We start from the raw sequence: 21,192 nt of genomic DNA on the forward strand, positions 1-21,192 counted from the left end.
GTATGAATGTGTATTCTTTACTGCCTTTTTGGAAGACGACTCTGAAACCATTCACTCTCACCCTTTTCTTACAAACAATTCAGCCGCATAATATTTATCTGCGATTAAACAATCGATAAAAATATGGATTGTTTAATCCGGCAAGCACCGCTTGCCGCTGCACTGAAAGCGCAGGCAGAACGCATTGAACAACATCTCCACGGGTGTGCCCGCTGCCGCATTTCATGGGGCTTATTGAAAAGTCTTTCGACTTTTCAGTAGAAGATTAGTATAAGCAACCATCTATTTATACTAAAGTATAGCATATTTTTTTAATTCAGGCCAACCTCGTGTGCTTATAGCCGTATAGGTTCAAAACCGCGGTGTGGATTTAAACAGCAGCGATCTGCCTCTAACCGCCGCAGACGGTCTATAGCGACTCCATACACATAAACACGCAATTTCGCATCTATATAAGTATATACGCAATAGAGAGCCAATATGGCCGACTCTCCATAAAAAAATAGCCTCTGAGCCGATTGCAATCGACCCAGAAGCCATGTATGCAGACAATTGTATAAAGGATTCTATTCCTTAGATGGTGCCATCCCAGGAATCGACCTTTTCACGCTTCAGTTCGTGCTCATCGAACCACCGGGTGGTTACGCACTTGGTTTCGGTATAGAAGCGCATACCATCCTTGCCCAAGCAATGCAGATCGCCAAAGAAGGAGTGCTTGTGGCCAGCAAAGGGGAAGAAGCCAACAGGAACGGGAATACCAACGTTGACACCAACCATACCGCCATGGGTACGTTTGCTGAATTCACGGGCATAGTAGCCGTTCTGGGTGAAGATAACAGAACCGTTGGCGAATTCATTCTTATTCATCACATCAAGGCCTTCTTCAAAGGTCTTGACACGTTTGATGCAAAGCACAGGACCGAAGACTTCTTTATCACCAATGGTCATTTCAGAAGTCACGTGATCCAAGATGGTAGGCCCAACATAATAGCCATCGGGGCAGCCTTCGACCTGAACGTTGCGTCCATCCAGAGCCAAAGTAGCGCCTTCTTTCAGGCCGGTCTCGATCCAATCCAGAACAAATTTTTTGTGGTCAGCGGAAATAACAGGACCCATATCAACATCCTTGAAATATCCGGGGCCAACCTTAAGGGCCTTAGCTTTCTCAACAATAGAAGCTACCAGAGCATCGGCAATGCTTTCCTGCACCACAACGACAGGGAGAGCCATGCAGCGCTCGCCAGCGCATCCAAAAGAGGCGTTAATGATGCCGGCGGCAGTACGTCCGATAGGAGCATCCTCCAGCACCAATGCGTGGTTCTTGGCCTCGCAGAGAGCCTGTACACGTTTGCCATGAGCAGCGGCCTTGGAGTATACATGCAGACCAATCTTGGTGGAACCAACAAAGGAAACACCATTGACATCGGGGTGAGTCAAAAGAATATCGGCTTCTGCACGGGAGCAGGTAACGATATTGATAACGCCATCCGGCAGGCCAGCCTGCTGATAAAGCTTAGCAATCTCCATACAGGTCATAGGGGTCATGCTGGCAGCCTTGATTACAATGGTATTACCGGCTGCAATGCACATTGGGGTCATCCAGCCCATCGGAATCATGGCAGGGAAGTTGAAAGGAACAATACCAGCAAATACACCGATGGGCTCCCGATACAGGCTGGTGTCGACACCATTGGAGGTATCCATCAGGTTCTCACCCTGCATCAAAGTGGGCATGCCGCAAGCCATCTCGGTGCCTTCTTTTGCTTTGAGCACATCACCCATTGCATCGCCCCATGCTTTACCGTTTTCGGTAGCGCACAGCTCGGTCAGGCGATCCATGTTCTCACTAATCAGATCCCGCAGCTTATAAAGAATCTGAACACGTTTCATAACAGGGGTATCGGACCAGACCGGGAAAGCTTTGCGTGCAGAAGCAATCGCCCGCTCTACCTCTCCCTGGGTGCAGCAAGGAGCCTGTGCAATGACTTCGCCTTTGCTGGGGTTGTAAACATCCATGTACTTGGTGGTTTCAGAATCCAGCCATTTGCCTTCCACAAAATATTGGAGCTTCTTTGACATGATTGTGACCTCCTATATTGATATATGGTTGATAAATTTCATTGCCACATATACAGACTAGCATATTATGGTTATGTTTTGATTAACTTATAGTGAAGGCATACCATCTAAAAAATGAACACTGCAAAGCTATTGTCAGTGAAAAATACAAGCCGAAAATAGAATCTATACATTAAGCTCCCAAAAAGAGAGTATTTATCAGCTTTTTTGGAATCGCAATGCAATGCGCCAACTAAAATAAGCTATCAACAAACCATACAGAACAATTTTATTATACTACAGCTATTGAGGTATTGCAACCTTTAAGGCCCAAAATATTGAGTAAGTTAATAGCAAATTACTGTTAAAATACCTAATCATATTGGTTCCAGGCGAAAGAGTTTACATTTATAAGTGGCTGACAGAAAAAACGCATGAAAAGATTATACTTTGGCTTTATATCAATGCCTTAAAATCACCAATGCGTTTCTTTTCGTAGAAGGCCTTCAACGATTACAAAAATAAAACGCACCCCACAATGTGAGATGCGTTTTATTTCCAGCTATAAATTGATGGCTCCCCAAGTTGGACTCGAACCAACGACCCTGCGGTTAACAGCCGCATGCTCTACCAACTGAGCTATTGAGGAATATAGACAGGAAGACAAAGCAAATACTTTATCTCCCTGTGTTATCTAATGCCGGCATCTACTTATCTTCCCAGGACGTCACCATCCAAGTATTTTCAGCACAAGTGAGCTTAACTTCCGTGTTCGGAATGGGAACGGGTGGAACCTCACCGTCATCAACGCCGACTATGTAGCAAATTAACTGCCTTGTAAAGAACAACAAGCTAAGTAAGACAATAAATGGTGACCCGTACGGGAATCGAACCCGTGTTACCGGCGTGAGAGGCCGGTGTCTTAACCGCTTGACCAACGGGCCAAAAATGGTACACCACCAGGGGCTCGAACCCAGGACCCGCTGATTAAGAGTCAGCTGCTCTACCAACTGAGCTAGTGGTGCACATATCAGGGATATACCCTAAAAACTGAACAATGGAAAAAGAAGGGAATGGAAGCGGCCAAACAAAGCAAGCAACACACTTGCAAGGTCAAGCCCTCGACCGATTAGTACCCACAAGCTTAACGCATCGCTGCGCTTACACATTGGGCCTATCACCTTGTAGTCTACAAGGGGTCTTACCTGATTAACTCAGTGGGATATCTTATCTTAAGGTCGGCTTCACGCTTAGATGCCTTCAGCGTTTATCCGTTCCGCACATAGCTGCCCAGCTGTGCCACTGGCGTGACAACTGGTGCACCAGAGGTGCGTCCATCCCGGTCCTCTCGTACTAGGGAAAGCTCCTTTCAAATATCCTGCGCCCACGACAGATAGGGACCGAACTGTCTCACGACGTTCTGAACCCAGCTCGCGTACCGCTTTAATTGGCGAACAGCCAAACCCTTGGGACCGAATACAGCCCCAGGATGCGATGAGCCGACATCGAGGTGCCAAACCTCCCCGACGATGTGGACTCTTGGGGGAGATCAGCCTGTTATCCCCAGGGTAGCTTTTATCCGTTGAGCGATGGCATTTCCACTAACAAACCACCGGATCACTAACTCCAACTTTCGTTACTGCTCGACCCGTCGGTCTCGCAGTTAGGCTGGCTTATGCGTTTACACTCTAATGCACGGTTTCCGTCCGTACTGAGCCAACCTTTGAACGCCTCCGTTACTCTTTTGGAGGCGACCGCCCCAGTCAAACTGCCCACCTGACAATGTCCCCCAGCCAGATTCATGGCTGCAGGTTAGAATTTCAGCATTCCAAGAGTGGTATCCCAAAGGCAACTCCACAAAGACTGGCGTCCTTGCTTCATAGTTTCCCACCTATTCTGTACATGAAATACCGAAATCCAATATCAGGCTACAGTAAAGCTCCATGGGGTCTTTCCGTCTTGTCGCGGGTAACCGGCATCTTCACCGGTACTACAATTTCGCCGGGTGCGCTGTTGAGACAGTGTCCAGATCGTTACGCCATTCGTGCGGGTCAGAACTTACCTGACAAGGAATTTCGCTACCTTAGGACCGTTATAGTTACGGCCGCCGTTTACTGGGGCTTCAATTCAGAGCTTGCACTCCTCCTCTTAACCTTCCAGCACCGGGCAGGCGTCAGCCCGTATACTTCATCTTTCGATTTAGCACAGACCTGTGTTTTTGCTAAACAGTCGCCTGGACCTATTCTCTGCGGCTCAGTTTCCTGAGCACCCCTTCTCCCGAAGTTACGGGGTCAACTTGCCGAGTTCCTTAACAACGCTTCTCCCGTTGGCCTTAGAATTCTCTTCCTACCTACCTGTGTCGGTTTGCGGTACGGGCGTCTATGATATCCCGCAGAGCTTTTCTCGCCTGATTCCACATGTGCTTCCCTACTAATTTTCGGTCCCTTACGCCCGGGGCAACCAACGCCCGGGTCACACGCTTTCTCAGTGTCCCTCTGCTTAAATCATTCGACGGCTACGGAATTTCTACCGTATGTGCATCGGCTACGCTTTTCAGCCTCACCTTAGCTCCCGGCTAACTTGGAGCGGACGAACCTTCCTCCAAAATCCTTAGGTTTTCGGCCATTATGATTCTCACATAATTCTCGCTACTCATTCCGGCATTCTCACTTGTATGAAGTCCACATGCGCTTCCGCTCATGCTTCACCCCGCATACAACGCTCCCCTACCACTCATCCTAAATGGATGAATCCCAAGCTTCGGTATGTCATTTAGCCCCGTTAAATTTTCGGCGCAGGGTCACTCGACCAGTGAGCTATTACGCACTCTTTAAATGTATGGCTGCTTCTAAGCCAACATCCTGGTTGTTTATGCAACCCCACATCCTTTTCCACTCAATGACATTTCGGGACCTTAGCTGTGGGTCTGGGCTTTTTCCCTTTCGACTATGAAACTTATCTCACATAGTCTGACTGCTGTATATGATTATCTGGCATTCAGAGTTTGATAGGGTTCGGTAACCTTTCGGCCCCTAGCCCATTCAGTGCTTTACCTCCAGTAATCTCAATTACAGCGCTAGTCCTAAAACTATTTCGGGGAGAACCAGCTATCTCCGGGTTCGATTGGAATTTCTCCGCTATCCACACCTCATCCACCACCTTTTCAACGGGGGTTGGTTCGGTCCTCCATGACGTTTTACCGTCACTTCAACCTGGACATGGATAGGTCACCCGGTTTCGGGCCCTATGCATGCAACTCCTTCGCCCTATTCAGACTCGGTTTCCCTTCGGCTCCGGACCATAAGTCCTTAACCTTGCTGCATACATACGCTCGCCGGACCGTTCTACAAAAAGTACCCTATCACACATTGACGTGCTCTAGGTGCTTGTAAGCACAGGGTTTCAGGTTCTATTTCACTCCCCTCCCGGGGTTCTTTTCACCTTTCCTTCACAGTACTATACGCTATCGGTCACTGGGGAGTATTTAGGCTTGGAGGGTGGTCCCCCCGACTTCCCACGAGATTTCTCGTGTCCCGCGGTACTCTGGATACTGATAGCTGCTCTCATCTTTCGCTTACGCGACTCTCACGCTCTATGGTATGACTTCCCATTCACTTCTGCTAGACGATTGCAATGCCGTATTCAGTCCATAACCCCAGAGACATTGCTGCCTCTGGTTTAGCCTTCTCCGCGTTCGCTCGCCACTACTTGCGGAATCTCGGTTGATTTCTTTTCCTCGCCCTACTTAGATGTTTCAGTTCAGGCGGTTCCCCTCATACACCTATGAATTCAGTGTATGATGACAGTGCTTTACCACTGCCGGATCGCTCCATTCAGAAATCCATGGATCAAGGCCTATTTGCGGCTCCCCATGGCTTATCGCAGCTTATCGCGTCTTTCTTCGGCTCCCAGTGCCAAGGCATTCACCCTGCGCTCTTTGTAGCTTGACCTTATGTGTTCTTGCTTTGTTCTTCGGCTTCTTTGTAGTAATTTACCCAAACTATACAGTTTCCTGCATAGATTAAATCTTTACTTAAACCTTCTTTTCCATTGTTCAATTTTCAAGGTACATCCGGATTCTCAAAGAATCCATTGGTGGGCTCAAGTGGACTCGAACCACCGACCTCACGCTTATCAGGCGTGCGCTCTAACCACCTGAGCTATGAGCCCATGTAGAACGGTTAGAGTCGGGGCTTCCTCTACTTGTCTCCTGACCCGAAGGTCATGGTGGAGATGAGGAGGATCGAACTCCTGACCCCCTGCTTGCAGGGCAGGTGCTCTCCCAGCTGAGCTACACCCCCATATGGGAGACTTGTAGGCTCGCTTCCCTCTCTTACCCTTTTGAAAGTACTAAAAGTACCTTCAAAATCGAACAACATTAGTGTTTTTGCCAAAACTCAACGAAAGCAATTCTTTTAAAACTCTCATCTATTCTGGTAACAGCTCTTACCTGACCGGATACTACAAAACTTTACGTTTTGTTAGCTCCTTAGAAAGGAGGTGATCCAGCCGCACCTTCCGATACGGCTACCTTGTTACGACTTCACCCCAATCATCAATCCCACCTTCGGCAGCGCCCTCCTTGCGGTTAGGCTACTGACTTCGGGTGTTACCGACTCTCATGGTGTGACGGGCGGTGTGTACAAGGCCCGGGAACGTATTCACCGCGGCGTGCTGATCCGCGATTACTAGCAATTCCGACTTCATGCAGGCGAGTTGCAGCCTACAATCCGAACTGGGACAATTTTTGGGGATTTGCTCCACCTCGCGGTATTGCTTCCCTCTGTTAATTGCCATTGTATTACGTGTGTAGCCCAGGTCATAAAGGGCATGATGATTTGACGTCATCCCCACCTTCCTCCGTTTTGTCAACGGCAGTCCCATTAGAGTGCTCTTGCGTAGCAACTAATAGTAAGGGTTGCGCTCGTTGCGGGACTTAACCCAACATCTCACGACACGAGCTGACGACAACCATGCACCACCTGTATCCACGCCCCGAAGGGCATTCCCTATCTCTAGGGTACTCGTGGTATGTCAAGACCTGGTAAGGTTCTTCGCGTTGCTTCGAATTAAACCACATAATCCACTGCTTGTGCGGGCCCCCGTCAATTCCTTTGAGTTTCAACCTTGCGGCCGTACTCCCCAGGTGGATTACTTATTGTGTTAACTCCGGCACGGAAGGGGTCAGTCCCCCCACACCTAGTAATCATCGTTTACAGCATGGACTACCAGGGTATCTAATCCTGTTTGCTCCCCATGCTTTCGAGCCTCAGCGTCAGTAAAAGCCCAGTAGGCCGCCTTCGCCACTGGTGTTCCTCCTAATATCTACGCATTTCACCGCTACACTAGGAATTCCGCCTACCTCTACTTCACTCAAGAGACCCAGTTTTGGATGCAGCCCCGCAGTTAAGCTGCGGTATTTCACATCCAACTTGAGTCCCCGCCTGCGCTCCCTTTACACCCAGTAATTCCGGATAACGCTTGCCACCTACGTATTACCGCGGCTGCTGGCACGTAGTTAGCCGTGGCTTCCTCACAGAGTACCGTCATTATCGTCCTCTGCAACAGAGCTTTACAATCCGAAGACCGTCTTCACTCACGCGGCGTCGCTGCATCAGGGTTTCCCCCATTGTGCAATATCCCCCACTGCTGCCTCCCGTAGGAGTCTGGGCCGTGTCTCAGTCCCAATGTGGCCGTTCAACCTCTCAGTCCGGCTACCGATCGTCGCCATGGTGAGCCATTACCTCACCATCTAGCTAATCGGACGCGAGCCCATCAAGAAGCGGATTACTCCTTTCATACCATGAAGATGCCTTCTCGGTATTATATGCGGTATTACCGTCCGTTTCCAGACGTTATTCCCCACTTCTCGGCAGGTTGCTCACGTGTTACTCACCCGTCCGCCACTAAGCCAGCCGGAGTGCAAGCACTCCAAAAGGCTTCGTTCGACTTGCATGTGTTAGGCGCGCCGCCAGCGTTCATCCTGAGCCAGGATCAAACTCTTAATTAATTGGTATATTTAAACTCGCATTACTGCAAGTCCAATATCACTTTCAATCAAGCTTTGTCACCCTTTGCTCTCAAACTTACTAGCGTTCGTTCGTTCGCTTTAGGTTTTTCTTAAAAGAATTTTCTAAGGGCTGTTTCTTTCTTATCAAAACAGCTAATGTTGTTCAATTTTCAAGGTGCTTTCTTTTCTCGCCGCCGTCGCTCTCGCTCGAGACAGCTTAGTTATAATACCATGCCACTCCCTTTATGTCAACACCTTTTTCCAAGTTTTTTAAAAGAATTTTACTTTTCCTTTACTTAAAGGGAAAATCGGCCTAAAATTCCCGCAGAATACGTGCCGAGGATGACTCAGTATTGAAATCCAGCGTATATCCGCCGCCATAACAGACCTTCCAGGCGGAGTAAACCGACCTTGGGAGGCAATAGCGGTTGAGAATGGCTTTAATGACTCCCTGATGGGTTACCAAGGCCACGTTGGGTATCTTCTTCTTATCCATCAGCTTTACAATATTGTCAAAGGTGACCACACAGCGCACGGTGAAATCATGAGGCTCCTCACCACCGGGGCAAGCCAGCAGATGGGGGGAATCGGCCCATTTAAGAAAACGCTCGTCTCCCAGAATCTCACCATAGGTTCGATTCTCAAAATCGCCGTAATCCAATGCCCGCAGACCCTTTTCAATGGCATGGAGCTGATCCGGGTATATAATGCGGGCACTCTCCATACAGCGCCGCACAGGGCTGACAAATACCCGGGCCACCTGAGGATAGTGCCCGCTTTGAGCAAAATGCTCCAGCTCTGCCCTGCCTGCCGCAGTCAACCCCTCACCGCTAAGGCCCATAAAGCGGCCTTCAAGCCCCCCGGCGGTAATCCCATTCCTTATAAGTGTAATCTGCAATTTCATGATGTCATCCTAAACCGTATTAATTGTATCCAAAGCTAAAGCCGTGATTAAGAAAAATGATTTAACATAGTATACTCAATCCTTCGGGCCTTGTAAAGAGGACCCGAAGGATTGACAAACATTATTTAAACTCTACAATAGTAACTCCGGATTCGCCCTCGCCGTAGACGCCAAGGCGGTAGCTTTTGATCAGCCGATGCTGTTTCAGGCGCTGGTGAACAGCTTTGCGCAAAACACCGGTGCCTTTTCCGTGTATAACAGTCAGCAGCTTGATGTTGCTCAGCAAAGCTTTATCGATAGCACGATCCAGCTCCATTAAGGCCTCATCCGAGGTCATGCCCCGCAAATCGGCTTCGGTTTGGGAATCCTCCTTGGCTGCGCCAACCACACGGCGGGTATTGACCGCTCCGCCGCCCACGCTAACTCTGCCTTCTTTTTCCAAAAGGCGCAGGGATTCCAAGGGCACCTTCAGCTTCATGATGCCTGCCTGCACCTGCACCTGACCGGAACTATCCGGCTCGGATAGAACGGTGCCTCGGGTGCCGGTATCTGCCATCTGCACCAAATCGCCACGACGAATGGGGCGTGGAAGCCGGTAACTGCTCTTTTTGCGGGTAACCGGATCGGCCAGTTCCTCCAGCTTGCGCAGGTTTCCTTTAAAGGAGCCCCGCTTTTGCGTGACCGCAGCGGAAAACTCTTTTTTGTCCTTTTCCTTTTTCAGGTCGTCCAGCTCATCCAAAAGCTGCTGTGAGGCAAAACGGGTCTGCTCCACGATGCTTCTGGCCTGTGCTCTTGCCCGTTCCAGTTCCTGTTCGTTGGATTTTTCAAGAGACTGCCTCATCTTGGAGGCAATCTGCTTGGCCTCATCGGCCTCCATACGGTAGCGCCGTGCCTGCTCTTTTTCCTTTTCCAGCTCAAGGCGGGCTTCTTCCAGACTGGATACCACATCTTCAAAGCGGGTATTCTCTCCCGAAACCAGTTCCTTAGCCTTCTCGATAATGTCTTCGGGCAGGCCAAGGCGTTGGCTGATGGCAAAAGCATTGGAGCGCCCGGGTATGCCGATCAGCAGGCGATAGGTGGGGCGCAGAGTCGCCACATCGAATTCGCAGCTGCCATTTTCCACGCCGGGGGTTTGCAGGGCATAGAGCTTGATCTCAGGATAATGGGTGGTAGCGGCAATGCGTGCACCTTTTTCCCGCAGGCTGGTGATAATGGCAACAGCCAGCGCCGCACCCTCTACCGGGTCGGTTCCCGCGCCCAGCTCATCGATGAGCACAAGGGAACCGCTGTCCGCCGCCGCCAGAATAGCAATGATATTGGTCATATGGCCGGAAAAGGTAGAAAGGCTCTGCTCGATGGACTGTTCATCCCCAATATCCACCAGTACCTTTTCAAAAAAGGATACGGGGCATTCCTCAGCGGCGGGAATCATCAGGCCACACATAGCCATCAGGGAGAGAAGCCCAAGGGTTTTCAGGGCAACGGTTTTACCGCCGGTATTGGGGCCGGTAATAACCAATGTATCAAACTCTCCGCCAATCATAATGTCAATGGGCACGATAGAGGCAGCAGGAATCAGAGGATGCCGGGCTTTTTTAAGCTGGGTTTTTCCATCCCGGCCCAAAACAGGCAGAGTGGCCTTCATATGATCGGCCAGACGGCTCTTGGCAAACTGAACATCCAGCTGCACCAGCGCATCGTAATCATCCCGAATGTCCTCAAGGCACCCGGCCACTTGCCCCGAAAGAGCCAGAAGAATACGGGCAATCTCGTGCTGCTCTTTGCTTTCCAATTCTCGAATCTGGTTGTTGGCCTCCACCACTGCCAAGGGTTCCACAAACAATGTGGCTCCGCTGGAGGAGGTATCGTGAACCAACCCTTTAATCTCGCCACGGTGCTCCGCCTTAACCGGTACCACAAAACGGCCGTTGCGCAGGGTGACCAGCTGCTCCTGCAAATACTTACCGGTGGAACCGGAGCGGACCAGCTTATCCAGCTGTTCCCGGGTGCGCAGCTGGGCCTGACGGATTTTACGCCGAATATCCCCCAGTTCAGGGCTGGCCGTATCCGCCATCTCATCGGGAGAAAGAATGCTTCTGGTAATGGCCTCCTCCAGCTCCCGGTTATCCCGCAGCATAAAGAACAGTGGGGTCAGGGCGTTTTCTTCCCCCTGCCACTGGCGCTGCCAGCCCAGCATCACCCGGGCGGTTTGAAGTATGTAAGCCACTTCAAGAAGCTCACCCATAGAAAGAGAAGCCCCCACCCGTGCCCGACTCAGCAAAGCTTGGGGCGTATTCAGGGCCGGCACCGATGGGGTGCCAAACCGATTGGTCAGGGCATGAGCGGCTCCGGTGCGCTCCAAGGCCTGCATTGCTTCTTCATAGCTTTCACATGGGCGCAGGCTCAAAGCCAGCTTGCGGCCATCCTCACTGCCGGTGTGCCCGGCCAGAAGCTCCAATATTTTATCCAGTTCCAGAGCTTTATAATGCCTAGGCATTGCTTCCACGCTCTGTCACCTCCTTAACATTTCAGTCCATGCTCCTTAATAAGGAGCGGCTTATACAATATATAAATCATTCTCAGAGGCTTAAAATCGCAGCCCCGCTGTATACCTATATACAAAGAAAACCATTCCCTGGGTTGAGGTGCATACTATTATATAATGTGCCGCAAATCTCTATAGCCCAATCATTAGGGAGTGGTAAAAATCCAAGGTGGGGAAGCTCCTCTCCAGCTGGCAGCATAAATAGGCTTCTGAAAGCCGCTCCAGCTGGCGCTGCCCCTCGGGGGAAAGAGAAAAGGAATAGAGCTTGGCCGCCGGGGCATAAATAATATGCCGCATAGCCGCCAGAACACCCCGGCTCACCGGCAAGGCCCCCTCCTGCCCGCCTTCGCCTGCACAGTCTCCGCAAAGCAGCTCGCCGCTTATGGGCAAAAAGGTCATGCTATCACTCTTGAAACAGCCGCATTCCCGGCAGGCAACCAAATCGGGCATATAGCCGCTGAGGGTCAGCAGACGCAGTTCTGTGAGAGCCTTTAATTGGGGCAGAGGCATGTTGCCCTTTTCCAGCATATGCAAACTGTTGAGCAAAAGGCGGAGAATTTCTCCCGCCTCGGTTCCCTGTGGGCAAAGGGTTTGGCAAAGCTGTGCAAACCATGAACCAAGGGCCAGTCTTTCCAAATCCTCCCGAATGCCAAAAAAGAGGCGGATGGGATCTGCCTTATCCACATAGCATTTTTCCTTGTTTTGGAAGAGCACAAAGCTGGAATAGCACAACAATTCGGTCGAGGAAGCCATATGGTTCCTCAACCGCTTTGTCCCCTTTAAAAAAGCTGTCACCACCCCCTGCTCAGGGGTGAGGAGTGTGAGCAGCGTATCCTCCTCCAACAGCTTGCGCCGATGCAGGACTACGGCGTTGGTCGTGATCTGTGCCAGTGGTTCCCTCGCCTTCCGAAACAGCGTTTACAGCGTTTTCTTTACAATATAGAAGGTAATCTTCTATTTTTCCCGACCGCATAAAGCCTTCCCACAGTGATTGCCCACGGAGCATATGATTCACTTCCTTTGGATGTACTTTTTAATCCCCAACAACCCAATTCAGATTGAGGGAGCAGTAAAAATTGTCTCCAAGGCGGGAGAACTTATGAGCGGTAATAATTGATACTTGACAAACCTGTGATCCTGTGAATCGGCCTTATTCCCTTTACGTAAAAGCTTTTTATGGGAATACCCCGAATCAGTTAAAGCCGAAATTGCGCATAAGACCTTCCCGGTTGCGCCAATCTTCCTTAACCTTAACCCAGCACTGTAAATTGACCTTGCAGGCCAAAAAGTGTTCCAGTTCCTGCCGGGCCTGTGAGGCGATTTTTTTCAGCATCTCGCCGTTTTTACCAATGATCATGCCTTTATGGGAATCTTTTTCGCAATAGATGATCGCCTGAATATCCACCACATCACCGTTTGGGCGTTCCTTCATTTCTTCAATGGTAACAGCTGTGCCGTGGGGAATTTCCTCCCGGAGGTTGCGCAGCAGCTTTTCCCGCAGGATTTCCCCGGCGATTACCCTCTCGGGCTGATCGGTGTAGCTGTCATCGTCAAAATAATGGGGGCCGGGCTGCAAATAACCCGAAAGCAAGCCCAGCAGAACCTCTACGCCTTCACCCCGCAAAGCACTGACCGGCACAATGTGGTCGAAATCAAACAGGGTGGAAAAAGCCTGTATCTTGGGCATCATCTCTTCCTTGGCTGCAAGGGTATCGATTTTATTAAAGGCCAGAATGGCAGGAATCTTTTTTGCCTTAAAGTTTTCGATCAGATCCCGCTCTGCCTGCTGAATGGGGCCGGTGGGCTCGGTAACCAGTATGGCACCATCTACGTCGCCGATGCTGTCCTCAATTTGGCGCACCATATATTCACTGAGCTTAGTGCGGGGGCGGTGAAGACCGGGTGTATCGATAAACACCATCTGATCTTCCCCATTGGTGAGCACACCGGTGATACGGGTGCGGGTGGTCTGGGGCTTGGGGGAAACAATGGCTACCTTCTCGCCAATAAAAGCATTGAGGAGGGAGGATTTTCCCACATTAGGCCGGCCGACAATGGCCACAAAGCCGGATCTTGTATTCATATTGTGTTCCTTCCGTATCCGCCTGCGGAAAAGCTTTTCCACAGCGGGTCACTGTTAAAAGGCGCCGAAAGCTATCCCTTCAGCGTCGTTGGTTCTTCTTCCCCGAGTCATCCCGGAGCGGCACGACAAAAATCAAAACAAAAAGCAAGGCCGCCGCTGCCACCGCTGCCAGGGGACGGCTCAAAATATCTTTAAGGATTCTTTCCAATATCAGCTTGTCCCAAAACAGAGCAAATCCCGTCGCCACGCTGGAAAAAACCGCCACCAGCACCGCCCCGGCCGCCACATCCTTGGAGATGCGGGCCAGATAGTGAAAGGCAGGGGATTCCAAATCCACTGCTTTTTCAATGGCTGTGTTGATCATTTCAGCGGTGAGCACCAGCCCCATAGCCAAAAACAGCAGGGCATACTGGGTGGAAGAAAAGCTATAATAACGGGAAAAATACAGCAGAAGCACCGCCGCCGCTGTATGGATACGCATATTTCGTTCCCTTGCCAGTGCGCTTCCGAGACCATGGAAGGCACAGCCAAAGGATTGCAGAAGATTTCGGTTGGAGCGCTTATTCATCGCTGACGTAGCTGGCATCCCGGCGCAAACCCAGCCGAGTAAGCACCTGCTCTTCCTTTTCCCGCATACGAACAGCGTCAATGCCGCCCGCCTCGTGATCATAGCCCAGAAGATGCAGCATGGAATGCACAGTGAGATACGCCACCTCCCGCTGAAGGGTGTGGCCAAAGCGCCCTGCCTGCTCCACAGCCGTGGGCATGGAGATCACAATATCCCCCAGCATATAAGCGTTTGTCTCCCGATTCAGATCGTATTTGCCATCCACCCCCAAAGGGAAAGAAAGCACATCGGTGGATTTATCCTTATGGCGGTATTCCTGATTGAGCTGGCGAATTTGGTTGTTATCCAAAAAGCTGACACTCACCTCATATGAACCTTCCATTTCTTCCATTGTCAACACAGCGTGGCAGCATTTGCGAATCAGCAAACGAATGCCCGTGGGTATCTTCACTTCTTTTTGTCGATTGGTGATCATTACTTTTAATTTATCCATGGCTACCTGCTCCTTCGACCCTCCTCATGATACTGATCATAGGCCTTTATAATTTGTTGAATAAGTTTGTGGCGAACCACATCCTTTTGTGTAAAGCGAATAACAGAAATATCCTCCACCTTTTGGAGAACCCGAGTGGCCTCCAACAGCCCCGAGCGCTTGGGATCGGGCAGATCGATCTGGGTGATATCGCCGTTGATCACCATTTGGGAGTTAAAGCCCAAACGGGTGAGGAACATCTTCATCTGCTCGCCGGTGGTGTTTTGGGCTTCATCCAGAATTACGAAGGAATCATCCAGTGTCCGGCCCCGCATATAGGCCAGCGGTGCCACCTCGATGTTGCCCCTCTCTTGATATTTGGGGAAGTTTTCCGCCCCCAGCATATCAAACAAGGCATCGTAGAGAGGCCGCAGATAAGGATCAACCTTGTTTTGCAGGTCACCGGGCAGAAAACCCAGCTTTTCCCCGGCCTCCACCGCCGGGCGGGTGAGCACAATCCGATTCACCTGATGGTTCCGGAAGGCCTGCACCGCCATGGCCACCGCCAGATAGGTTTTGCCGGTGCCCGCCGGCCCCACACCAAAGGTGATGGTGCTGCTGCGCATGGCATCCACATAAGCCTTCTGCCCCAAGGTTTTGGCCTTAATGGGCCGCCCCTTGGCGGTGACACACACCACATCGCTGACCAGAGATTCCACATTTTCTTCGGTGCCTTCCTCCGCCAGCGTGATCACATAGCCCACTGTCTGCTCGGTGAGGCTTTCTCCGCTGTTGAGCAGAGTCAGCAAGGCCTGAATGGCTTTAGCCGCCAGATAGACATTTTCCATTTCACCGGTAATTTTCAGGTCAGAGCCTCGGGAAAGAATATCCACATGAAAGTGCTTTTTAATCAGCTCAATGTTCTGATCGAAGTTTCCGAAAAGCGCCGCTGCGTGCTCCATGCGGTCAATGCTGATAAGCTGTTCTATCATCGAATTTATATATCCTCTCTGCCGTCAAAGTTTCAGCAGTGCTGTAGATTCCTTATAGAAAGAAAAACACCTTCTTTTGCAATAAGCAAAGCGGTTTGCCCCTATCGCTGCCAGAGGCGCTTCGTTGCCGGGCATTAAGAATGGAACGTATAATAAACGCTCTGCGGTTATTATACCATAAAAACAATGGCAATTGTCAATTTCTTATGAATTTTTAATAGAATTTTATAGAATTATTTGGCGACGGCCTTTCATTTGCTTTCTATTTGGGTATCTTCGGGTGCCAAAATCGCTTTTTCCATAGCAATGTTCATATTACATATATAGGTTGCATCCACAATCAGGGTATCATCCTGGATTTTCCCCACTGCTTTTTTATCCAATATTTCCGCATCCGCCAAGCGGGTCTTTTGAATTAGGTTCAGCTGCTCCAGTGCCTGCGCCTTAGCCTGCTCCTCGGTAAGGGTTACCGGGACTTCCTCCATCAGAATATAATCTTCCCGCAAATAGCCTATAGGCAGTGGCATCCCGAAAAAACTAAAAGGAACTTTCTGCCGCTCCACCGCATAGGGCTGAGGCAGCTTTAAAGGAATAAACAGCGGCAAATCCAACTTGGGGAACTGCAAATACCGGCGAACCTTGGTTTCTCCGGTTGGCTTGTATTCCGTTTGATTCATAGGAACCCGAACTGTTTCGGTAATCTGCACCTGTGCAATGATATCCGCCAAAGAATGGCGGAAAATATTCTGGTAATGCCGATCCTGCATAATGCCGCTGACCAGAATATCCCCGGCCTCCACTGCCTGCCCTTGCTGCACCACTGCCTGCCCATCGTATACCCGCATGGTGATGATCTGCCCCGAATGGCTGGCCACAATGTTGCAGGGGGTGTTAACATCCACAAAATTTTCCGGCGGCGGGGTGGTATCGTTAAGCTCCACATGAATAGCGCTGCCGTCAATATTCAGGGCGATCCACGAAACCTCATCCAGCTCCAGCAGGAGCTTGCGCTCCGCATCCCGCACATCGATGGAGCTGCGCAGTGTTCCCACGCCGATACCCAGCTTATCCAGCGCCTGGCGCACCCGGCTCTCATCCACATGGGGATTGACCGCCACATCGATGCGCCAGATAAACTGGCTGACAATAAACATAAAGGCCGCAAAAAGCAAAAGTCCCCCCAGCAGACCTTTTCTTTTGCGGTATTTCTTTTTTTCAAAGGGCGCCCCTCTTTTTTCGGCTACCCGGAGTGAAACACCGGCCTTTCTGGCGGGGCGGCGCAGGCGGTGGTAATGAGCGGCAATGGTGGAGCCTGTATAGGTATCGCCTTTTTTACGTCCATCCCAAAGGGGGATATGCTCCCGTGCCACCAGATTCAAAAAGCGCTCCACAAAAACACCCGTGGCTTTAAAGCGCACATAGCCCCGTAAATAACGGATCAGTCTCAGTATCAGCATACAGCTTCCCCCATCCAGAATTTTTTGATCACGGCAGGCTTACACAAATTCAATGGCCGTGATAAATCCGGTAACAAAAGCGCTGTTGTGGGTGAGTGTCTGAATCTGCAAACCCCGCCCGGTAAATTTGACTGTCATCTTCCCGGTCATCAGGCGGATTACATTTTCATCGTATTCCAAAACCCCTTGACAGCCCTCCACCATTACCTCCCGGTTATCGGCTATTTCCATCTGACAGGTGCCTCCAAGCGCCGACTGGGGAATATCCAATATACGGGAGAGCTTTTCCCCTTTGGTGAGAGGCTCCTGCTGCTCCTGTGTCTGCTTGCGGTTGCGGGTGCTTTTGCTTCTCATCCATACACCGTCCTTCCTATAGTTGAATAGAAATAAAAACTGTGTTTTCATTTCTGCGGCCAAAGGCCGCAAGCCGCAAAGCGGCCTATTTTATGTCAAATCCCAAGCTTTGGCCCTTTTCGGGCTCTATGAGTATATATGCAGGCACAGAGCTTATTAGACACATTTTGCACCTGCCTGGGACATATAGATGAAGATAGACCCCCACAGGAAAGGATGATATATAGATGAGGCGAGGAGCAGCCTTTTCTTCACTGAAACTGATTACGGCACTTTTACTGGCGGCACTGGGAGCAGGGCTTTTGATTTTTTCCCAGCCGGTTACCGAAGGCATCCGAAAGGGGCTGACAGTCTGCGCCAATGTGCTGATTCCATCGTTGTTTCCCTTTATGGTGCTTTCCGGCTTTATTGCCTTGACCGAGTATTCCCGCATTCTTTCTGCGCCCTTTGGCTGGCTGGCCCGCCGGGTCTTTAAACTGCCCTCTGAACTGGGGGTGGTAGTTTTTCTCAGCCTGATCGGGGGCTACCCGGTGGGAGCGAAAACAATTCACACGCTGCTAGAGCAAGGGCGCATTTCTACTGCCACTGCACAGCGTATGCTTTGCTTCTGCGTTAACTGCGGGCCCTCCTTCCTCATCACCGCCGTGGGTGCCGGTATGCTGATGAACCCGGCAGCTGGTGTTGTTTTATTTGTCACCCAATCGTTGGCAACTTTGCTGATCGGTGCGGTGGTTTCTCTTGGCAGCCGGTCTGAGGAGGCCTTTGCTCCGCAGGGCAGGCTGATGACCCCGGCTCTGGGCTTTGTGACAGCGGTTATGAATGCGGCACAGGGAATGTTCGCCATGTGCTCTTTTGCGGTATTGTTTTCGGGTGTGCTGGCTCTTTTGCAGGCAGTGGGAGCCGCCGGGTGGCTGGCGGAAATCTTTCCGGTAACCAAAGAAATGGCAGGGGCTTTACTGGCGGGGCTTCTGGAGGTAACCTCCGGGTGCGTAGCCGCTTCTGCTTTGGGCGGCGATGCAGGCTTTTTGCTGATTTCTATTTTCACCTCCATTTGCGGGCTTTCAGTCATTTTTCAGGTTATCTCCTGCTTTCCTGCCGGGACAATCCGGTTCGGGCCTTTTTTACTCTCCCGGCTGTTTCACAGCATCGTGGCAGCGGTCATGGCTTTCCCCTTGTATAAAGCTTTTTTTAGAGTACTGCCTGCCAGCCTGAACCGGATTCCCCCTATTATGAGCACTGGATCCAAAACCCTGCTGTTGGCCCTTTGCCTGACCGCCATGTGTACCATTCTAATTTTTTCCCTATGGGGCAGCCTCAACTGGAAAATGCCCCCCGCCAAGCCCAAGCTTTTTAAAGGAGATTTGTATGTAGCGTTCCCCTCCCATTGGAGTAAAGGCGACAGGCGTAAGCGCAAATAATGTTCACTCAGCAAATGCGCCTTGCGGAATATCTTTGCAAAAGAGCAGCCAAGACTCCTTTTAGGCACAAAAAAGTCCTTCATCCAATTAATCAGGATGAAGGACTTTTTATAGACAGCATTTGCATTTTTTTAGCTGAGGGTTTGCCTGCTAAGCCTGCGGCGGGCCGGAAGGCGGCATCTGCTGGCCGGAAGGATGCTGCGGCGGGCCGGAGGGCGGCATCTGCTGGCCGGAAGGATGCTGCGGCGGGCCGGAGGGCGGCATCTGCTGGCCGGAAGGATGCTGCGGCGGGCCGGAGGGCGGCATCTGCTGACCGGAAGGATGCTGCGGCGGCACCGGAGGAACCGGTCGCTGATTGGGGTTAGGCGGAGGTGCCCATCCGGGGGCGGCTCCGGGGGCATGACCGGCAGGGGGCGCATTATAAGGAGGCTGGTGCGGCATACCGGCCCCAGGGGGCACATTGGTATAAATGGTTTGGGCAACAATGCCATAGGCCCAATTGGAAATCTTGCCGGCAATGGGAACACCCGCATCCTGCCCCTTGGTCACCCGGACAAGAGCCACAATGGTGAAGATCAAAACCAGCAGCATCAGGATGGATACCAACACGGAAGGAATCATGCGTACAACCGCTCCCACCACCGGAATACCCGGTAGAGAGGCATTGCTGGCGATCCCTTTAACAAACACCACAAACAGGCCCAGAATCACTGCCTGTATCAGCTGCCTGTTCAGCCATTCGTTGCGCTCCATCACTATGACAAAGCCCAGAAGCAAAAGCCCCATAAGCGGCTGGCCCAGATATGCCGCAAGAAAGCCCAAAACGGCATATAGAGGCAGAACAATTCCAAATCTCCCCTTTTGCATGTCACCATCTCCTTCTGTTTATTTTCTAGTTTAATGATACTAGCCAACCTCCGGTTTGTCAATGAAAGAAGGGGAGTATCTGCCCCCGAAAATGCAGATAAACGATTGAACGGCACAAAAAAATCCCGGAGCATCGCTCCGGGATTTTCGTGTATAAAACAAATTACATATTCAGCATAATTTTGCGGATAATGCCGACCATTTCGCTGTAACCATTCAGGAACTGGTTCAGGGTGATGCGGTTAGGCGCATAGTCATCAAACTCTTCCACGGTCATGCCGTCTGCTTCGTACGTTTGGATAAACTCGGGGAAGTGCTTTTTCAGAACTTCGATAGCATGGGGATCCACAGGAATATCCATGCGGTTCTCACAGGTAACATCGGATTCATTAAACTGCTTGATCCATTTATGAGGAATGGTCAGGGAAACCTCGCCGCCGATAAAAGCAGACCAATGATAATGGTTGCGGTAAGCAGCAGCCAGCAGCCGGGTACGGTATCCCTTTTCCTTATAGATTTTGTAAGCATTTTTGAAGGTGGCTACACCGGCCAAATCAATGATGCCAGGATCTACAGTGATACCGCGGGCAGCGGCAACATCCTTGATCCAGTCATCCACACGGCCAACCATAATGGTGCAGACAGGGTGCATACCGGAGTTATCCAGCCCGTCCTTTTCGCGGCGGGCAAGTCCTCTCTCAATGGCCTCGGCAACAGCCAGCGCCTGGGGAACAGAGAAGGAAACAGTGGCGTTAACATTCACGCCCTGATAGGTGGATTCTTCAATAGCAGCCACACCGGAGGTAGTGACAGGCATTTTAACCATGATATTGGGGGCAAGACCTTTAAAATGAACAGCCTGCTCCACAATCTTTTCTGCACTGCGGTAGTATTTGGCATTGGTCTGGATGGAAATATACCCGGCTTTTCCTTCGGTGGCCTTGAAAGCAGGCTCCAAAAGCTTTGCGCCATCTACAGCCATGCTCTCGTTGAGCGCCCAGGCGATTTCATCCTCGGTGGCAGTGGGCATATCCTTGATAAGCTGCTTAATTGTGGGAATATAGGTCTCAAGCTCCTGCTTGAGCACTTGGCCAACAATGACCGGATTGGTGGTGGCACCTACAGCGCCGTATTCCAGTGCATAGGTCAACTCCGGAATTGAACAGCTGTCATTCCAGAACTGGGTTGGAGTGGTTTGGCTCATCTGGTGCAAAGGACTTTTGTAAGACATGGTATAAACTCCTTTCCGATGGGTGCAAAATTTCTACTAATGATATTGTACCAATTCGTTGGGTGAATAGCAAGAAAAAAATCATTTGTGTGTAATATTTTTTCCAAATTATACTCAGAAGTTAATCAACACTGTATCAAAGTGTTTCATGGTTTGAACATTCGGGTAAATCCCAAAAAAGCTTTTGATAAAACCATAATAAAGCCTTTTGGGGTTGTGGCTTCAAGTGATTT

At 50.6% G+C, this 21,192-nt stretch carries 13 protein-coding genes, 5 tRNA genes and 3 rRNA genes; 1 reads left to right on the forward strand and 20 read right to left on the reverse strand.

Going from position 1 to position 21,192, the window contains the following annotated elements; translation table 11 throughout:
- Positions 1–573: 573 nt before the first annotated feature.
- The 18 genes from U6B65_08590 to U6B65_08675 form a co-directional block, all read right to left on the reverse strand.
- Positions 574–2,079 carry a CoA-acylating methylmalonate-semialdehyde dehydrogenase gene (locus U6B65_08590; GenBank protein ID WRS26411.1) on the reverse strand — a complete coding sequence of 502 codons (1,506 nt, stop codon included), beginning with the start codon at positions 2,077–2,079 and terminating at the stop codon, positions 574–576.
- Between the two features lie 552 nt (positions 2,080–2,631).
- A tRNA-Asn gene (locus U6B65_08595) sits at positions 2,632–2,707 on the reverse strand.
- 49 nt (positions 2,708–2,756) lie between these two features.
- A 5S ribosomal RNA gene (rrf, locus tag U6B65_08600) occupies positions 2,757–2,873 on the reverse strand.
- A gap of 54 nt (positions 2,874–2,927) precedes the next feature.
- Positions 2,928–3,002 (reverse strand) — tRNA-Glu (locus tag U6B65_08605).
- 5 nt (positions 3,003–3,007) lie between these two features.
- Positions 3,008–3,083, reverse strand: a tRNA-Lys gene (locus tag U6B65_08610).
- A gap of 84 nt (positions 3,084–3,167) precedes the next feature.
- Positions 3,168–6,008, reverse strand: a 23S ribosomal RNA gene (locus U6B65_08615).
- A 143-nt stretch (positions 6,009–6,151) separates the two neighbouring features.
- Positions 6,152–6,228 (reverse strand) — tRNA-Ile (locus tag U6B65_08620).
- Between the two features lie 55 nt (positions 6,229–6,283).
- A tRNA-Ala gene (locus U6B65_08625) sits at positions 6,284–6,359 on the reverse strand.
- A gap of 192 nt (positions 6,360–6,551) precedes the next feature.
- Positions 6,552–8,068, reverse strand: a 16S ribosomal RNA gene (locus U6B65_08630).
- The 16S, 23S and 5S rRNA genes sit together here with 5 tRNA genes alongside, the layout of an rRNA operon.
- Before the next feature lie 313 nt (positions 8,069–8,381).
- Positions 8,382–8,972 (reverse strand): histidine phosphatase family protein, encoded by a 591-nt coding sequence (locus U6B65_08635; GenBank protein WRS26412.1) that lies wholly within the window; start codon positions 8,970–8,972, stop codon positions 8,382–8,384.
- Positions 8,973–9,093: 121 nt separating this feature from the next.
- Complete coding sequence (locus tag U6B65_08640) at positions 9,094–11,469, reverse strand: endonuclease MutS2 (GenBank protein WRS28928.1); 2,376 nt, start codon at positions 11,467–11,469, stop codon at positions 9,094–9,096.
- A gap of 180 nt (positions 11,470–11,649) precedes the next feature.
- Entirely contained in the window at positions 11,650–12,360 is a 711-nt protein-coding gene (gene recO / locus U6B65_08645) for a DNA repair protein RecO (protein WRS26413.1), read from the reverse strand.
- 349 nt (positions 12,361–12,709) lie between these two features.
- On the reverse strand, positions 12,710–13,600 hold the full coding sequence (era, locus tag U6B65_08650) for a GTPase Era (protein WRS26414.1): 891 nt from the start codon (positions 13,598–13,600) through the stop codon (positions 12,710–12,712).
- A 79-nt stretch (positions 13,601–13,679) separates the two neighbouring features.
- Positions 13,680–14,186: a diacylglycerol kinase family protein gene (locus U6B65_08655; protein WRS26415.1), complete on the reverse strand. Its 507-nt coding sequence runs from the start codon at positions 14,184–14,186 to the stop codon at positions 13,680–13,682.
- Entirely contained in the window at positions 14,161–14,661 is a 501-nt protein-coding gene (gene ybeY, locus U6B65_08660) for an rRNA maturation RNase YbeY (protein WRS26416.1), read from the reverse strand. Before ybeY ends, U6B65_08655 begins: the two co-directional genes overlap by 26 nt.
- Positions 14,662–14,663: 2 nt before the next feature.
- A complete protein-coding gene (locus U6B65_08665; GenBank protein WRS26417.1) occupies positions 14,664–15,632 on the reverse strand; it encodes a PhoH family protein in 969 nt (322 codons plus the stop codon).
- A 251-nt stretch (positions 15,633–15,883) separates the two neighbouring features.
- Complete coding sequence (locus U6B65_08670) at positions 15,884–17,089, reverse strand: sporulation protein YqfD (protein ID WRS26418.1); 1,206 nt, start codon at positions 17,087–17,089, stop codon at positions 15,884–15,886.
- A gap of 39 nt (positions 17,090–17,128) precedes the next feature.
- Positions 17,129–17,443: a YabP/YqfC family sporulation protein gene (locus U6B65_08675; protein WRS26419.1), complete on the reverse strand. Its 315-nt coding sequence runs from the start codon at positions 17,441–17,443 to the stop codon at positions 17,129–17,131.
- A 227-nt stretch (positions 17,444–17,670) separates the two neighbouring features.
- On the opposite strand from U6B65_08675, the gene U6B65_08680 reads away from it, so the two are divergent.
- On the forward strand, positions 17,671–18,861 hold the full coding sequence (locus U6B65_08680; GenBank protein WRS26420.1) for a hypothetical protein: 1,191 nt from the start codon (positions 17,671–17,673) through the stop codon (positions 18,859–18,861).
- A 150-nt stretch (positions 18,862–19,011) separates the two neighbouring features.
- On the opposite strand, the gene U6B65_08685 is transcribed toward U6B65_08680, so the two are convergent.
- Together U6B65_08685 and U6B65_08690 are read right to left on the reverse strand one after the other, a co-directional pair.
- Entirely contained in the window at positions 19,012–19,728 is a 717-nt protein-coding gene (locus tag U6B65_08685) for a hypothetical protein (GenBank protein WRS26421.1), read from the reverse strand.
- 163 nt (positions 19,729–19,891) lie between these two features.
- The gene (locus U6B65_08690; GenBank protein ID WRS26422.1) at positions 19,892–20,959 is read right to left on the reverse strand and encodes a transaldolase family protein; all 1,068 of its coding nucleotides are present in this window, start codon (positions 20,957–20,959) and stop codon (positions 19,892–19,894) included.
- Between the last annotated feature and the right edge of the window lie 233 nt (positions 20,960–21,192).

It is taken from the genome of Oscillospiraceae bacterium MB08-C2-2, from assembly GCA_035621215.1.
Taxonomy (GTDB): Bacteria; Bacillota; Clostridia; order Oscillospirales; family Ruminococcaceae; genus WRAV01.

Coding starts and splice junctions, on each gene's coding strand:
- U6B65_08590 (WRS26411.1), bottom strand. CDS start 2,079: ATGTCAAAGAAGCTCCAATATTTTGTGGAAGGCAAATGGCTGGATTCT.
- U6B65_08635 (WRS26412.1), bottom strand. CDS start 8,972: ATGAAATTGCAGATTACACTTATAAGGAATGGGATTACCGCCGGGGGG.
- U6B65_08640 (WRS28928.1), bottom strand. CDS start 11,469: ATGCCTAGGCATTATAAAGCTCTGGAACTGGATAAAATATTGGAGCTT.
- era (WRS26414.1), bottom strand. CDS start 13,600: ATGAATACAAGATCCGGCTTTGTGGCCATTGTCGGCCGGCCTAATGTG.
- U6B65_08655 (WRS26415.1), bottom strand. CDS start 14,186: ATGCCAGCTACGTCAGCGATGAATAAGCGCTCCAACCGAAATCTTCTG.
- ybeY (WRS26416.1), bottom strand. CDS start 14,661: ATGGATAAATTAAAAGTAATGATCACCAATCGACAAAAAGAAGTGAAG.
- U6B65_08665 (WRS26417.1), bottom strand. CDS start 15,632: ATGATAGAACAGCTTATCAGCATTGACCGCATGGAGCACGCAGCGGCG.
- U6B65_08670 (WRS26418.1), bottom strand. CDS start 17,089: ATGCTGATACTGAGACTGATCCGTTATTTACGGGGCTATGTGCGCTTT.
- U6B65_08675 (WRS26419.1), bottom strand. CDS start 17,443: ATGAGAAGCAAAAGCACCCGCAACCGCAAGCAGACACAGGAGCAGCAG.
- U6B65_08680 (WRS26420.1), top strand. CDS start 17,671: ATGAGGCGAGGAGCAGCCTTTTCTTCACTGAAACTGATTACGGCACTT.
- U6B65_08685 (WRS26421.1), bottom strand. CDS start 19,728: ATGCAAAAGGGGAGATTTGGAATTGTTCTGCCTCTATATGCCGTTTTG.
- U6B65_08690 (WRS26422.1), bottom strand. CDS start 20,959: ATGTCTTACAAAAGTCCTTTGCACCAGATGAGCCAAACCACTCCAACC.